The sequence below is a fragment of the Bowdeniella massiliensis genome (assembly GCF_023634005.1).
GTDB classification, from domain to species: Bacteria; Actinomycetota; Actinomycetes; order Actinomycetales; family Actinomycetaceae; genus Bowdeniella; species Bowdeniella massiliensis.
The window spans coordinates 11,961-27,367 of the sequence record NZ_JALIQR010000020.1; the positions used below are offsets into that span (position 1 = coordinate 11,961).

Annotated in this window: 14 protein-coding genes; all 14 read left to right on the top strand. The window is 65.5% G+C overall.

Features of this window, described 5'->3' with window-relative positions; genetic code table 11:
• Positions 1 to 50 precede the first annotated feature (50 nt).
• The gene (locus tag MUN85_RS11850) at positions 51 to 1,499 is read left to right on the top strand and encodes an alanine/glycine:cation symporter family protein (protein WP_250506890.1); all 1,449 of its coding nucleotides are present in this window, start codon (positions 51 to 53) and stop codon (positions 1,497 to 1,499) included.
• 52 nt (positions 1,500 to 1,551) lie between these two features.
• Positions 1,552 to 2,688, top strand: coding sequence for a branched-chain amino acid aminotransferase (locus tag MUN85_RS11855; protein ID WP_250506891.1), 1,137 nt, complete (start codon positions 1,552 to 1,554; stop codon positions 2,686 to 2,688).
• Positions 2,689 to 2,732: 44 nt separating this feature from the next.
• The gene (lplAB, locus tag MUN85_RS11860) at positions 2,733 to 3,782 is read left to right on the top strand and encodes a lipoate-protein ligase LplAB (protein WP_250506892.1); all 1,050 of its coding nucleotides are present in this window, start codon (positions 2,733 to 2,735) and stop codon (positions 3,780 to 3,782) included.
• Positions 3,783 to 3,913: 131 nt separating this feature from the next.
• Positions 3,914 to 5,674, top strand: coding sequence for a TIGR03773 family transporter-associated surface protein (locus MUN85_RS11865; RefSeq protein ID WP_250506893.1), 1,761 nt, complete (start codon positions 3,914 to 3,916; stop codon positions 5,672 to 5,674).
• 12 nt (positions 5,675 to 5,686) lie between these two features.
• Positions 5,687 to 7,249, top strand: a complete 1,563-nt coding sequence (locus MUN85_RS11870) for an anchored repeat ABC transporter, substrate-binding protein (RefSeq protein WP_250506894.1) — start codon at positions 5,687 to 5,689, stop codon at positions 7,247 to 7,249.
• The gene (locus MUN85_RS11875) at positions 7,246 to 8,217 is read left to right on the top strand and encodes a choice-of-anchor M domain-containing protein (protein ID WP_250506895.1); all 972 of its coding nucleotides are present in this window, start codon (positions 7,246 to 7,248) and stop codon (positions 8,215 to 8,217) included. Before MUN85_RS11870 ends, MUN85_RS11875 begins: the two co-directional genes overlap by 4 nt.
• Complete coding sequence (locus tag MUN85_RS11880; RefSeq protein ID WP_250506896.1) at positions 8,214 to 8,951, top strand: anchored repeat-type ABC transporter ATP-binding subunit; 738 nt, start codon at positions 8,214 to 8,216, stop codon at positions 8,949 to 8,951. The genes MUN85_RS11875 and MUN85_RS11880 overlap by 4 nt, the downstream gene beginning before the upstream one ends.
• A complete protein-coding gene (locus MUN85_RS11885; RefSeq protein WP_250506897.1) occupies positions 8,945 to 9,835 on the top strand; it encodes an anchored repeat-type ABC transporter permease subunit in 891 nt (296 codons plus the stop codon). Before MUN85_RS11880 ends, MUN85_RS11885 begins: the two co-directional genes overlap by 7 nt.
• Positions 9,836 to 9,844: 9 nt before the next feature.
• Positions 9,845 to 10,570: an NADPH-dependent FMN reductase gene (locus MUN85_RS11890; protein ID WP_250506898.1), complete on the top strand. Its 726-nt coding sequence runs from the start codon at positions 9,845 to 9,847 to the stop codon at positions 10,568 to 10,570.
• Between the two features lie 178 nt (positions 10,571 to 10,748).
• Positions 10,749 to 11,030 carry an HU family DNA-binding protein gene (locus tag MUN85_RS11895; protein ID WP_073716187.1) on the top strand — a complete coding sequence of 94 codons (282 nt, stop codon included), beginning with the start codon at positions 10,749 to 10,751 and terminating at the stop codon, positions 11,028 to 11,030.
• Positions 11,031 to 11,180: 150 nt separating this feature from the next.
• A complete protein-coding gene (gene nagB, locus MUN85_RS11900; RefSeq protein WP_250506899.1) occupies positions 11,181 to 11,966 on the top strand; it encodes a glucosamine-6-phosphate deaminase in 786 nt (261 codons plus the stop codon).
• Between the two features lie 80 nt (positions 11,967 to 12,046).
• Positions 12,047 to 12,379: a DUF3039 domain-containing protein gene (locus MUN85_RS11905; protein ID WP_250506900.1), complete on the top strand. Its 333-nt coding sequence runs from the start codon at positions 12,047 to 12,049 to the stop codon at positions 12,377 to 12,379.
• A complete protein-coding gene (locus MUN85_RS11910) occupies positions 12,376 to 14,184 on the top strand; it encodes a DEAD/DEAH box helicase (RefSeq protein ID WP_250506901.1) in 1,809 nt (602 codons plus the stop codon). The genes MUN85_RS11905 and MUN85_RS11910 overlap by 4 nt, the downstream gene beginning before the upstream one ends.
• Positions 14,185 to 14,611: 427 nt before the next feature.
• Positions 14,612 to 15,407 (top strand): hypothetical protein (locus MUN85_RS11915; RefSeq protein ID WP_250506902.1); only part of this gene is annotated, 796 nt, incomplete at its 3' end.

Consider the following 15,407-nt stretch of genomic DNA (forward strand, 5'->3'; position numbering starts at 1 on the left):
GTTAGCGGCCGCGGCGATCACGTGCCGGACGCATCTGCCAGGATGGGCGCGTGAATCCCCTCGCAGACGCTATCTTGCTCGTGGCCGACTCCATCACGCTGTATGGCACCATCTGGGTGCTGCTCGGCGCCGGAATTTACCTCACCTGGCGCACCCGCGCGGTGCAGGTGCGGCTGTTTCGGCACATGGTCAGCGTCGTCGCCTCCTCCCGCGGCGGGGCTCGCGGCGGGATTTCCTCCTTCCAGGCATTTTGTATCTCGCTGGCTGCTCGCGTCGGGGTAGGCAACGTCTTCGGCGTGGCGGCAGCCCTGCTCATGGGCGGACCCGGCGCGATCTTTTGGATGTGGATCGTGGCGCTGGTCGGCATGGCGACGGCGTTCTTCGAGGCGAGCCTCGCCCAGCTCTTTAAGGTTCGCGCGCCCGACGGCACCTTCCGCGGCGGGCCCGCCTACTACATGCAGCTCGGGATGAAGTCCAAGCTGCTCGGCTCGATCTTCGCGGTCATCACCGTTATCACCTGCGCCTTTGTCATCACGACGGTGCAGTCCAACGCCATCGCCGAGACCATGACCGCGGCCGGCACGGACCCGCTCATCACCGCGGCGCTGCTCTTCGCCTTTGCCGCGCCCGTCATTATGGGCGGAATCCGCTTGGTTGCCCGCGTCACGGAGATCATGGCGCCCGTCATGGCCCTCATCTACGTCGCGATGGCCGCGGTCATCGTCGTGATGCACATCAGCGAATTCCCGCGCATCCTTGGCATGATCTTTAGCAGCGCGTTTTCGCCCGAACCGCTGGTTGGGGGACTTGGCGGCGGGATCCTCGCCGCGATCATCAACGGCACGAAGCGCGGCCTATTTTCCAACGAGGCGGGCCAGGGCACGGCCCCGAACGCCGCCGCGACGGCCACCGTCGCCCACCCCGTGCGCCAGGGCCTAATCCAGTCGCTCGGCGTCTTCGTCGACACCATCATTGTGTGCACCGCAACCGCATTCATCATCCTCGTTGCCGGCCCGGAGGTCTGGGGCGCCGAAGGCGTGAACCCGGCGACGCTGACGACGCTCGCCGTCGTCGATGCGCTCGGCTCGTGGGCGTCGCTGCCCATGGCCGTGATGATTTTCGTCCTCGCGTTTTCTTCGATCATCGCCGCCTACGTCTACTCCGAAGTGAACATGTTCTTCGTGACGTCGAGCCCGATCGGGGTGTGGGCGGTACGCATCGTCTCGGTCGCCTCCGTCGTGATCGGTGCCCTCATGACACTCGCCGTCGTGTGGAATGCGGTCGATATCGCGATGGCCATCATGACGATCACCAACCTCGTTGCGCTCATTGTGCTCGCACCCTGGGGCGTTGCCATCCTGCGGGATTACGAGCGCCAGCGGCGAGTGGGCCGCGCCGAGCCGGTCTTTATCGCCGCCGAGTGTGAAGACCTGCCCGACGCCCTGACAACGGATGTGTGGGCCGCCCGCCGGCGGGTGCCAGGCGAACGGGAAGCCTAGGGCGCGATACGCGTAAGGTTCGGTATAGGAACAGATGGAAGGACACGGATCCATGGCCAATGAGGCAAGCGCGATCGAAACGGCAGCCGCTGCTCTGACCTTGCGTGCGGATGACGTCGCGGGTCGGTTCGAGGTGGCCAGCACCAAACCGGGACGCAATGAGGCCGATATCGCCCAGATCCTTGCCGACCTGAAGTTCGGCACCGTCTTTACCGATCACATGGTCCACATGACGTGGCGGTTGCAAGACGGCTGGGGTGAGCGCCGCCTGGAGGACTACGGCGACCTGTCACTTTCGCCGGCCGCCTCCGTCTTGCACTACGGCCAGGAGATCTTCGAAGGATTGAAGGCCTACCGGCACGCCGACGGCTCGCTTTGGACCTTCCGCCCGGGCTTCAACGCGGTTCGTATGAACGCATCAGCTCGCCGCATGGCCATGCCGCAGCTCGAAGTTGAGGACTTCCTCGGCTCGATCGTCGATCTCGTGTGCGCCGATGCCGCCTACGTCCCCGAACTCCCGGGCGCACTGTATCTGCGCCCCTTCATGTTCGCCTCCGAGGCCTTCCTCGGGGTGCGTCCCTCCCATCGCTTCGAATACCTCCTCATCGCATCCCCGGTCGGCGCCTACTTCGCCAATGGCTTTACGCCCGTCTCGATCTGGGTCAGCCGCACCTATCATCGCGCGGGCCCGGGCGGCACCGGCGCCGCGAAAACCGCCGGCAACTACGCCTCCTCGCTGCTGCCGCAACAAGAAGCAGCTGCCAAGGGCTTTGAGCAGGTGTGTTTCCTCGACGCCCGCGACGAAGTAAACCTGGAAGAACTCGGTGGCATGAATGTCTTCGTGGTCTACTCCGACGGTCGCGTCGCAACCCCACGCCTGACTGGATCAATCCTGGAAGGCGGGACCCGCTCGGCCATCATCCAGCTGCTCGCCGACGATGGCATCACCGTGGAGCAAACCGCGATCCCGCTATCCGAGCTCATCGCGGACATCGAATCGGGCGCCGTCAGCGAGGTCTTCGCCTGCGGAACCGCGGCCGTTGTCACCCCTATCGGGCGCCTCGCCTCCGATGATTTCGACGTCAGCGTGCCCTCCGGGGCGGTGACCGCGTCCATCCACGAGCGCCTCACCGCGATCCAAGCGGGTGAAGCTGAAGACACCCACGGCTGGATGTTCCGCATCTCCTAGCCGCCTGCCACATGCAGCGCCAGGATCCTCAGTAAACTAGAGGTATGCGCGGAGAATTCAAAGTTAGAGGTGGAAAGCTCGTCGCGGTCGACTGTGACATCGTCGATGAGCGGCTCGCGAACGTGAAGATTTCAGGAGATTTCTTCCTCGAACCCGACTCAGCGCTCGAGGAGCTTAACAACGCGCTGAACGGAATGCCCGCCAGTTCCACGGTCGATGAGTTGCAGCACCGGATGGATACCGAACTGCACCCCGACGTCGCCATGATTGGCTTCTCGACGGAGGCCGTCGCGATCGCCGTGCGCCGCGCGCTCGGTCAAGCCACCGGCTGGTATGACCACACCTTCGAGGTCATCCACGGCGAACCCATGCACCCCGCTATGCACGTCGCCCTCGATCAGGTCCTGCCCGGCGAGGTAGCCGCGGGCCGCCGCGGTCCCATCATGCGCATCTGGGAGTGGAACGATCCGCTCGTCGTCATCGGCTCCTTCCAGTCGGTGAAAAACGAAATCGACGCCGCTGGTCTCGCTAAGCACGACATGGTGGTCGTGCGCCGCATCTCCGGCGGCGGCGCGATGTTCATGGAAGCAGGCAACTGCATCACGTATTCACTCGTCGTGCCGACCTCCCTCGTGGAGGGGCTGAGCTTCGAACGCTCCTACGCCTACCTCGATGACTGGGTCATGGGGGCGCTCGCGGATGTCGGAATCAACGCCCACTACGTTCCCCTTAACGACATCGCCTCAGACCAGGGCAAGATCGGGGGAGCGGCTCAAAAGCGCTTCGCCAACGGAGTCGTCTTGCACCACGTGACGATGGCCTATGACATCGATGCAAACAAGATGCTCGACGTGCTTCGCATCGGCCGCGAAAAACTGAGCGACAAGGGAACGCGCAGCGCGAACAAGCGGGTTGACCCGATGCGTTCGCAAACCGGACTGTCGCGCGAGACTATCATCGACGCCTTCATCTCCCACTTCGAAGGACGCTACGACACCGTGCGATCCGAGTACCGGCAAGAAGAACTCGACAAGGCCAAGGAACTCGTCAAAACGAAGTTCCTCTCCGATGAATGGACCTACCGGGTGCCATAAAAGAGCAGGCCTTTCCGCACGGTTAACCTCTCACGCTAGCCTCGCGGCACGATCCTCCTTTAGTTGATAATCGGAATCAATAACGTTAGGGTCAGGGCGTCCTGTCCCTTTGCTCCAAGGAGTGCCCCGCGATGCTTCGCAGTACCTGGCATCGGTCGGTCCTGGCTCTCGTATCCGTGTTCGCCCTCGCGATCGCAGCGGTTATCCCCGCTGCCAACGCCGCGCCGCGACACACGTTCGATACCGGCCACATCGATGCGTTCAATGTCCAAGCCAACAACGGTGAACTCATCCTCAACTTGAAGGAAGATGTCACCGGATCGCACGTTACCCACGCCCCGGAAGACGTCGTCTTGAAGGTCAAAGAGGCCGCATTTAACGACGCCATCCCCTCGTCCATCCCGGGTTCGCCGTCGGGCTACCTCCTTCCGATGACGCAGGATCCGAACCTCATTTGGCCCGGCTGGGACACGATGGGTGTGCAGAGCGACCCGGCGGGTTTCTCGCAGATTGATATCGCGTTCACCAAGGTCGCAGGTCCTGGCGACATCCACCTGTTTTCCTCCTCGATGTTCGGTGTCACCTCACTGCTCAAGGACGGCGGCTACCAGCTCAAGACTGGCACCGCGATCGACCAGAAGTACCCCGCGCACACTCACGCCAACTGGGTTTTTTCTAAGCCAGGTACCTACACCCTGACGGTTCAGGCCTCCGGCGCGACCAAGGACGGCGCGGTCAAGAAGTCCAATACGGCGACCTACACCTTCGAGGTGGGGGACAAGAAGCCCGAGCCGACCCCGACCCCGGATCCGAAGCCGACCACCCCGACTCCGGAGCCGACCGCGACCCCGACGCCGGACCCGTCCGCAACCCCGGATCCGTCGCCGACCTCGCCTGAGCCGAAGCCGACTGACTCGAGCCCGACTCCCGCGCCGACGACCCCGGCGCCGCAGCCGACCACCCCGGCGCCGAAGCCCACCGCGCCAGCTCCAAAGCCGACGGCGCCGGCCCCCAAGCCAACCTCGGATTCCCCAGCGCCTGCTCCGAGCACCGAGCAGTGCATCCCCACCAAGGTGACGCGCACCGAAAAGGGTAGCGTCAAGGTCGCGACCGACGGGCACTTCGACCTCGGCGCCCAGCTGCAGGGCGGCAAGCTTGTGGCGTCCCTGAAGGACGACCGCCGGCAGCCGGCCCAGTGGGTGAACCCGTCCTCGATCGTCTTCAAGGTCTCCGACGCCGCTCGCACGAGCGCCCCGGAAGCACTCTCCTTTGTCGCCAGCCCCGGCAGCAACGTCTGGGTCATCGGATCCACCCAGCAGGCGGGTGTGCCCTGGCTCGGCCAGAACACCATGCACCCGAGCATCGTCAACGGCACCACGGGCCCCGTCACGTGGACGCTGAACGGCGTCACCGGCCCGGGTAAACTCGCGGTCTTTAACTCCGGCGGGCTCGGCTCGGGCGTCGGCCAGCGCGTCTTTGACAACGTCGGCGGCCCCACGAGCTACACGGTGCCCGCCAACACCCACGCCCACCCCAACTGGGTGTTCACCGCCCCCGGGATTTACCGCGTGAGCATCACCCAGAGCGCAACGACGAACGCCGGCCAGAAGGTCAGCGCCGCAACGACCCTGCTGTTCGCGGTCGGAAATGCCGATCCCGCTGCCGCCGGCACCTCCACCACGGTCGAGGAGTGGGTCGGCAAGACCCCCGACGGCAAGGACTGCGAGCTCAGCCCCGAGCAGATCGCGAAGCTCCCGGCCGGAGCCAAGGTCGGAGGCCTGAACACCCTCCCGACGACCGGCTCGGAGGGCGGCAGCGAGCTGCTCGTCGTCACCGGCGTGCTCGGCCTGGCCGGCGCCCTCATCCTCGCTGCCCGTCGTCGCTTCGCCTAAGGATCCCCATCCGTGCGTACTCGCCTGATCCCGCTCCTGCTCGCCGCCTGCCTGGGGCTCACCGGTTGCTCAGTCCTGCCGGTGGCCGGACCGGATCGGGCGGGTACGCCACTGAAGGTCGTCACGACGACGGGGATCTTGCGAGATCTCGTCGAGAACGTCGGGGGCGAGCGGGTGAAAGCCACCTCGCTCGTTCCCGACGGCGCCGATCCGCACTCCTTTGAACCGACGCTGCGCTCCGTACGCGACGTCGTCTATGCCGATGTCGCGCTGTCGAACTACCTCATGCTCGAACAGCACTCGATCATCAAAACGCTCGACGCGAACCTGCGCCCAGGCGTTCCCAACATCTCGCTGGCCGAAGCCGCCACCAAGTACGCCGCCGAAGTCATCCCGCTCGTTGAACACGTCAGCCTCGATACCATCTGGCTCGGCATGCGCGTACGCGGCACCGGCAGCGATAAGGGCGCAACCCGCACGAGCGACGTGCGCATGCAGGTCACCGACGTGCGAGGCCCCGGCCACATGTACGCCTACCTCACCGAAACCTTCGGCAAACCGCGTATCTATGCCGATTCCTCCGACGGTTTCGACGCGGGCGACGGATACGCTCGCGATACGGCGACGCTGCCCATCGACGCCCACACCCACATGTCCTGGGTCTTTACCAAACCCGGCATTTACCAGGTCGACGTCGCCGCGCAGCTCGCCGTCACCGATGACTCCCGCCCCTATCCCATCCCCGGTGGCACCCTCACGTTCGCCGTCGGCGTCGACCCGCACTCGGTGCCCGGCCACGAAAACTCGACGGTGCTCGATGCCGGCCACGCCGATATCACCGCCGATATCGACACCTCTGAGATGTATGTCTTTGCCGATCCGAGCGGCGGCGGCGAGCACACCCAGGTCCGCCACGATTTCGCCTCCACCGTCATCTCGGTGCCGGCCAAGGCGCTCACCGAGGTCCCGGCGGGCGCCCAATTCTCCTTCCTCGGCCGCCCGGGCGAGCAGGTCTACCAGCTCCCGCAGGCCGTCCTCGGCGCCCACGTCCACGGCGAGATCGACCCCCACCTGTGGCACGACGTGCGCAACGTGCGCGCCTACGTCCAGGTCATCCGCGACACCCTAACCGACGCCGATCCGGCCGGTCGCGAAGTCTACTTCGCCCGGGCGCGCGCCTACCTCGCCTCCCTCGACGAGCTCGACGCCCACATGAAGCGCACGATCGATTCCATTCCGCGCACCAAGCGCCACCTCATTACGACGCACGATGCCTTCGGCTATCTCGCCAAGGCCTACGGGCTGAAGATCGCGGGCTCCGTCACCCCGAACCCCGCCGTCGAACCCTCGATCGCGCAGCGCCGCAAGCTCGCCGAAACGATCGCCACTCTCCAGGTCCCGGCCGTCTTCCTGGAAAAGAACCTCATCGCCCGCTCCTCGACGCTGTCCGCCCTCGCCAGCGATGCCGGCGTACGCGTCTGCCCCATTCTGTCCGACGCCCTGACGGGCGAGGCCCCCACCTATATCGATCTCATGCGCTACAACGCAGCTCAACTAAAGGAATGTCTGTCATGAAGTCGCGAATCCTCACCCAGGCCTGCGCGCTCGCGGCGCTCGCCCTGATGACGGTGACCACCTCCCATGCCGCGACGGAGCCGCCACCGAGCGATCCCGCCCTCGAACAGCGGGTGGATGCCGGCGAGCAAAGCGGGACGGGCCAGGTCGAACTCGCGACGGGCCACGTCGATATGGGGCCCAAACTGGTCGGGGAGGACTTCACCGCCCAGATCCGCGACGATACCGCGACGCCGCCAGTGTGGCGCCAGCTCAGCGACGTCGCCCTGCGCGTCAGCGACAAGGCAAAGCTCGACATTCCGAACGAGGAACGCTACGCCTTCTTAGGTAGCGCGCGCGGCAAACCGGCATACGTCGTGCCCCAAACCCAGAATCCCGACGTCATCTGGGTGGGGTGGAACACGCAGGATCCGGCCATCGTCAAGCTGTTGGACCGCGGCGTCACCATGACGTTTAAGGGCCACGACGGACCGGGCGACTTCCACCTCTTCGTCGAATCCGGCACCTTCGACGTCCCGCCCGAGCAGCTGTGGAACGGGCAGGGCGAGACCGGCCAGAAATTCTGGGTCGACCTGAACACCCACACCCACGCCAACTGGGTCTTTACCGAACCCGGCGTCCACCTCGTATCCTTCACTATTTCGGCAAAGACGAAGGACGGTGCCGAGGTCAGCGCCGACGGCACCCTGCGTTTCGCGGTCGGCTCGGAGGTGAGTCTTGCGGACACCCTCGCGAAACCTGCCGCCACCCAAAGCCCGTCGCCCCAAAGCGCGACGCCTGAGCAATCCTCGAATGACGCGAGTGCCGCCGCGCCTAGCGATTCGGCCGCCAGCGAGTCCGCCGCACCGAGTTCGCTTGCCTCACCCATTCTCATCGGCGTCATCGCCGCGATTGCCGCGATCGGCGCGCTGGCCGCGCTGTTCGCGCTGCGTGCGAAGCGGCTGCGAGAACAGGCGAGGCAGCAGTGACCGTCCTTACCGCATCGCACCTGTCGGTCGCGCTCGGCGGACGCGAGGTGCTGCAGGGCGTCTCGCTTCGCGTCAACGCCGGTGAACTCTACGGAATCGTCGGGCCCAATGGTGCCGGCAAGACCACCCTGCTCCGCGCGATCCTCGGCCTCATCGCCTACCGCGGCGAGGTCCACACGGCCGGCGGCATCGGCTACGTGCCCCAGCGCCACGACGTCGCCTGGGATTACCCCATCACGGTCGAACGCATGGTGATGACGGGCCGCGTGCGCCACATCGGCTGGCTGCGCCAACCCCGGCTCGCCGACCACCGCGCCGTCGCCGCCGCGCTGCGCCGGGTCAAGCTCGCCGATCTCGCCGACCGGCCCATCGGGGAGCTTTCCGGCGGCCAGCGTCAGCGCGTCATGATTGCCCGCGCCCTGTCAACCAACCCGTCGATCCTGCTGCTCGACGAACCCTTTACCGGACTCGATATGCCCACCCAAGAACTCCTAACCGACCTGTTTCACGAACTGACGGGTGACGGCACAGCGATCATGATGACGACGCACGACCTGCCTGCCGCGATGGCGGCGTGCGACACCATCGCCATGGTTGCTGGCACGATCATCGCCCACGGCTCGCCGAGCGACCTCTCGGACCCCGAGATCTGGATGCGGACCTTCGCCGTATCCGAAAACTCGCCGCTGCTCGCCGCCCTCGGACTTCGGCAACGTCAGGAGACCCGATGCTGAGCCCGCTGGACTTCCTCACCGACCTGTTCAACCCGATGCTTGCCTTCCTGCCGAAGGCGCTCATCGTCGCCCTCGTCTCCTCCCTAGTAGCGGGCGTCGTCGGCACCCACGTCGTCTTGCGCGGTATGGCCTTCATCGGCGACGCGGTCGCCCACGCCGTCTTCCCGGGCCTCGCCGCAGCCTTCGTCTTGCAGGGCTCGCTCATTGTGGGGGGAGCGGCGGCCGGCGTCCTGACCGCCATCGCGGTCGCCGTCTTCGCCCAGAATCGGCGCGTGAAAGAAGACGCCATCATCGGAATCTTCTTCGCCGGCGCCTTTGCCCTCGGCATCGTCATCATCTCGTTCTCGCCCGGGTATGCCGGAAGTTTGCAGCAGTTCCTCTTCGGCTCGCTCACGGGCGTCACCGACAGCGATCTCATCGCCGTTGCCGTCGTCGCGCTCCTCGTCGTGGCCACCCTCGCCGCACTGCACAAGGAGTTCGTGACGGCCTCCGTCGATCGCGAGTCAGCGGCCGCGCTCGGCGTTCCCGTCTTCGCCCTCGACCTCCTCCTCTATATCCTGGTCGCCGTCTCCGTCGTGATCGCCGTCCAGACCATCGGCAATATCCTCGTGTTGGCGCTGCTCGTCACCCCCGCCGCGACCGCCCGGCTGCTAACCGAAAAGGTAGGCACCATGATGGTCCTCGCACCCATCATCGGCATGGCCTCCTCGTTTGTGGGCGTCTACCTCTCGTGGTCACTGGACCTGCCGACGGGGGCCGTCATCGTCTTGATCGCCACCGGCATCTTCCTCGCCTGCTGGCTGCTCGCGCCTCGCCACGGCCTGCTGCGAGCCCGCCGACGAGCAGTACCTACGGCCCACCAAACGCTGGCGGCGCTGCCATAAACTGGCGACATGATCCGCCTAGCCATCATCGATGCGTCCACCTCACCACTGACCACCGGCGCCCCGATCGCCGACTGGATTGCCGAATGCGCACGGCGGACTCGTGCGTTTGACGTCGAGATCATCCGCATTCGCGAGCTCGACCTGCCGTTCTTCGACGAGCCCTACCTGCCGCGCTACGGCCACTACGAGCACGCCGAGACCCGGGCCTGGAGCGAGACGATCGCAAGCTTTGACGCCTTCGTCTTCGTCAGCCCCGAATACAATCGCGGATACTCCGGTCGGCTGAAAAACGCCATCGATTACCTCGCCCAGGAATGGGCGTTCAAACCCGCCGGCATCATCTCCTATGGTGCATCGATGACCGGTGGCCTGCGCGCCCTGGAAGCCCTGCACGATGTCTTGAACTCCCTGCACATGTTCGTGACGCGAGAAAACGTCCTCGTGCCCTATGCGGGGCGCGAAGCCCACCGCTGGGAAGGCCGCGAGGTCTCCTGGGGAGTTGGCCCCGACGGCGAATTCGTCGCGACGCCCGGCATGGTGGAGGCCGCGGAAATGATGCTCGATGCGATCGTCCGGCTCGACGCCGCCATGCATCTCGTGCGTACCCCGGAGCAGACGGTCGGCGACCAGCAGGGCATCGGCAACCCGCCCTCAGGCTCCATCCCGCAGGTCCGTCCGCGTCCCACCCGCGATGACCGCGAAGAATGGCGTCGTTCCGGGCGGATGCGGTAGTTCGACGAGTGTGGGGCAACTCGAGTGCTCAGTGTGACTGGAGTGACCAAACCGAGCAGAAATTGCGAAATTTCCGCGCGAAATGCGTGTCTTAACGCGACAACGGGCCGTAATCCCGCGTAAAGTGCCGTGAAGCGGCACCTATCCGGGTGTCGGAACCGTACACGAGAGGGATGTTATGTCCGTCAACCGCACTGAGCTTGTTGCTGAGATCGCCGAGCGCGCCGGCCTGTCCAAGGCCCAGGCAAACGCTGCCCTGTCCGCTTTCCAGGATGTTCTGATCGACTCCGTCTCCAAGGGCGAAGCCGTCAAGATCACCGGCCTGCTGACGGTGGAGCGCGTCGATCGCCCCGCCCGCTCGGGCCGCAACCCGCAGACCAAGGAGCCGATCGAGATTCCGGCTGGCTACCGCGTGAAGCTCACCGCCGGCTCGGCCCTGAAGAAGGCTGTCGCCAAGTAACTCCTTCGCACCACAAGGGAGGCTCGAGGAATCTCGAGCCTCCCTTGCTGTCTTAGCCCCCATCTGGTCCTGCGTCCATGGTCCCGACACTCTTACGTGCGGTGCGCCTACGATAGAACCGGACATTTCACTGTCGAGAAAAGGACTCCCATGCGCGTCATCATCCAGCCCGACGGCGATTCCATCGCCTCCCTCGTCGCCGAATCGATCGTGCGACTGGTCAACGACAAACCGAATGCCGTCCTTGGCTTCGCCACCGGATCCTCGCCACTTGGCATCTACCGCGAACTTATCAAGGCCTACCAGGAGGGTAAGGTGTCCTTCAAGGACGCCTGGGGCTTCCAGCTCGACGAATACGTTGGCCTACCCGCCGACCACCCCGAGCTCTACCGCAACGTCATCCGCACCGTCATCGAGTCGCATGTGGACTTCTCCGAGGGACGCGTGCACGCACCCAACGGCACCGCCGACGATCTGCAGGCGGCCGGCCCCGCCTACGACACAATGATCGAAGACGCGGGTGGCGTCGACTTCCAGATCCTTGGCATCGGTACCGACGGCCACATCGCCTTCAACGAGCCCGGCTCCTCCTTCAGCCAGGGCACCCACGTGGAGACCCTGACGCCCCAGACCCGCGAAGATAACGCGCGCTTCTTCGACGGCGACATCTCCCGCGTCCCAACCCACACCCTCACCCAGGGCCTTGGCACCATCATGAAGGCGAAGAAACTCGTCCTCGTTGCCGAAGGCGAAGGCAAGGCGGAGGCGATCGCCCAGCTCGTCGAGGGCCCCGTCTCGGCGCACTGGCCGGCCACGATCATGCAGCACCACGCCGACGCCACGGTGCTGATCGACGAAGCCGCCGCGAGCAAGCTTGAGATGAAGGACTACTACCGCTTTGCGTGGGAAAACCGCCTGCCCTGGCAGAGCGTCTAGGCACCTGTGAGAAAAATCGAGCCGCGACCAGGGCCACGTTGCACTCGGTCGCGGCTCGGCTCATGCCTATAGTGGGAGCCATGCAGATCTCCCTCGCCGCCGGACAGCCGCATTCCGAACCGAGCGCCCCGACCACCCCCGAAGGTGCCTCGGACACGGCGCTGCTTGAGCGAGAAGAAACCCGCACCGACGACGGCGATGCCGACCGGTTTGCGCATTACGTACGCAAAGACAAGGCGGCCGCCGCGGCGGTCACGGGTAAGCCCGTCGTCGCCCTGTGCGGCAAAGTCTGGGTCCCGGGCCGAGACCCGTCCAAATACCCCGTGTGCCCCAAGTGCAAAGAGATCCACGCGGAATTGACCAAGGGCGGCCCCCGCTGGCCGTTCGGCCGCGGCCGCGGATCGGACTCATGAGGCGGGGCGAAACCCGCCCTGATCCACACGCCGCCTCACTGTTCGCCGCTGAACACCTCCCGCCCGCCTACCCGACCCGGGCAGCGTGGGGGACAGCGGCCAGTTTGCGCGCGTGGCAGGCAGCGGCAGTAGAAAAATACCTCGCGACACTTCCGCGCGACTTCCTCGCCGTCGCAACTCCGGGCGCCGGAAAAACGACGTTCGCGCTGCGCATTGCGACGGAACTCCTCACCACCGGGCGCGTCCGCCGCATCATTGTCGTCTGTCCCACCGAGCACCTCAAATCGCAGTGGGCCGACGCCGCGGCCCGCGTCGGAATCGGTCTCGACCCCGCCTTCGCCAACGCCCAGGGCGCCCTCGGCTCCCAGTTCGACGGCCTCGCCGTTACCTACGCCCAGGTCGCCTCCCGGCCCGGCCTGCATCGCGTCCTGGCAACCGAACGCGACACCCTCGTCATCCTCGACGAGATCCACCACGGCGGTGACGCCCTCTCGTGGGGCGACGGCATCCGCGAGGCCTACGAACGCGCGAAGCATCGCCTCGCCCTGACCGGAACGCCCTTCCGCTCCGATACTTCACCCATCCCCTTCGTCACCTACACGCGCGACGCTGACGGCATCCGCCGCTCGCGCGCCGACTACTCCTATGGCTACGGCGACGCCCTCAAAGACGGCGTCGTCCGCCCCGTCATCTTCCTGTCCTACCGCGGCACCATGCGCTGGCGCACCCGCAGCGGCGTCGACATGGAGACCGACCTCGCCGAAGAATCCGCCAAATCGGTGACCGCCCAAGCCCTGCGAACCGCACTCGACCCCATGGGCCAGTGGATCCCCGCAGTCCTCCAGGCCGCCGACCAGCGCCTGTCCGAAGTCCGCCGCACCGTTCCCGACGCCGGCGGCCTCGTCATCGCCACCGATCACACCGCCGCGCGCGCCTATGCCGCCACCTTGCACCACATCACCGGCCGCTATCCCACCGTCGTGCTCTCCGACGACGCAGGCGCCAGCGAGAAGATCGATGCCTTCGCCGCCTCCGAGGACCGCTGGATGGTAGCCGTGCGGATGGTCTCCGAAGGCGTCGACGTTCCCCGCCTCGCCGTCGGGGTATACGCGACGACGACCTCCACCCCGCTGTTCTTCGCCCAGGCCGTCGGGCGGTTCGTCCGCGCCCGCCGACGCGGCGAGACCGCCTCCGTCTTCCTGCCCTCCGTCCCACACCTGCTGGCGCTCGCCGGCTCGCTGGAAGCGGAACGCGATCACGCCCTAGACCGCAAGCCAAGCGAGAACGTCGACGTCGATTTCGTCGAAGAACAAGCCTTCATCAACCAGGCGAACGCCACCGAGAGCGCGAGCGATGATCTCTTTAGCCAGTTCGAAACCCTCGGCGCCGATGCCACCTTCGACCGCGTGCTTTTCGACGGCGGCGAATTCGGCACCAACGCCGCAGTCGGTTCGATCGAGGAGCAGGAATACCTCGGACTGCCCGGCTTGCTGGAGCCCGATCAGGTCCGCGAGCTCTTGCGCCAGCGCCAAAGTGAGCAGCTAAAAACCCAGGCCGCCAACCGCGAAGCCGAGTCATTGCGCGCCCAAAATGCCGGCATCGATGATCACCGACGACGTGCGGCCGCTCGCAAGGAGCTCGCCAGCCTCGTATCGGCGTGGTCGAGGCGCACCGGAACGCCGCACGGCGTGATCCACACCGAGCTGCGGGGCCTGACCGGCGGACCCGAGGTCGCACGCGCCACCACCGCACAGATCCAGGCACGCATTGATCGCCTGCGCAAGTGGTTCGTCGGAAAGTCCTAACCCGCCTTCCACTTCGCACCTCCTCTGCGCACACTCCTGTTCCCCCGCCTCCTCACCAACTCACGTACCCACGCGCTCACGGTCACCTGCGCACACTCACGCGCACCCTGGCGCGTACCCCCGCACGCTCATGCGCACCCACGCCCGTACACGCGCACTCACGCGCGTACCCACCTGCGCGCGTATGCGCGGGCGCGCGCGAGGGCGTGGTTGTTGCGGTCTGTTGGCCTTGCGGCTCTGTGGTGTGGGTTTGTTGGCCTGGCCGTCGTCTTCCACACCCCGCCTCCCGACGCCTCTCGCATTCCTGTTCTGGTGGGTCTTCGATTTTCGGGTGTTGACGTGCTGGTTTGATCGTGGTTAGTCGCTTGCAGCACCCCGCAGCAGGCACAGATCATCCACTCACTGATTGGCTGGAGGGAGGCGCATTATGGAACTGAAGTCACTGTTCGAAGCGGCTGGTCTTGATGTGCCCACCAGCCACCCCGCTGCCGGTAGCGCTCCGGTCGTGTCGGAAGACCTGCTGAATCTCGGGATCGGGATCCTCGCGGCAGCGGTCGAGAACGGTGTTGATCTGCCGGAGGCGCTGCATAAGTTGATCGCGGCCCGCAACATCGAACGCGCCTACAACGCCGTGGCCACACTGCGGACGCAGATTATTGCGGCAGCAGACCAGGCGGGTGCTGCCGAGATCGATGGCCTGTCTATGGCGGACGTGATCGCTGAAGAACGCCGGATACCGAAGAATGCTGCCACCAGCGAGATCCGTACCGCCCGTAGCCAGGCTGAGTTTCCGAACGTGTTGAAAGCCGCCGCTGCTTCCCGTATCTCGCAAGAGAACCTGCATACCGCGGTTAAGACGTTGGAGAAGATGCGGCCCCACTACAGCCAGGCCGAGTTCCCCCACGTCGAAGCAGCCCTCATTAGAGAGGCGGAGACTCCGGTGCCGGGTGAGTTCCGTAAGAAATGCCGCACCACCCTAGAGATGCTCGACGAAGCGTTACGTAAGGCCAACAATGCCGCGACCGCGAAACGTAGGAAGCAGTCCTTCCAGGAGCGTGGGCTTGCGATCACGCTGATCCAGGACGGTGAGTTCGGGGCGAACCTGTTCGCCCACATCCCCGCCGAATATTTGCGCATCTTGATGCCAGCGTTGGAGAAGAAGGCCGAAGCCATCGCCAGAGCCCAACGCCACAGCAAAACCCGCAAAGCCGCCGACCGTAAAA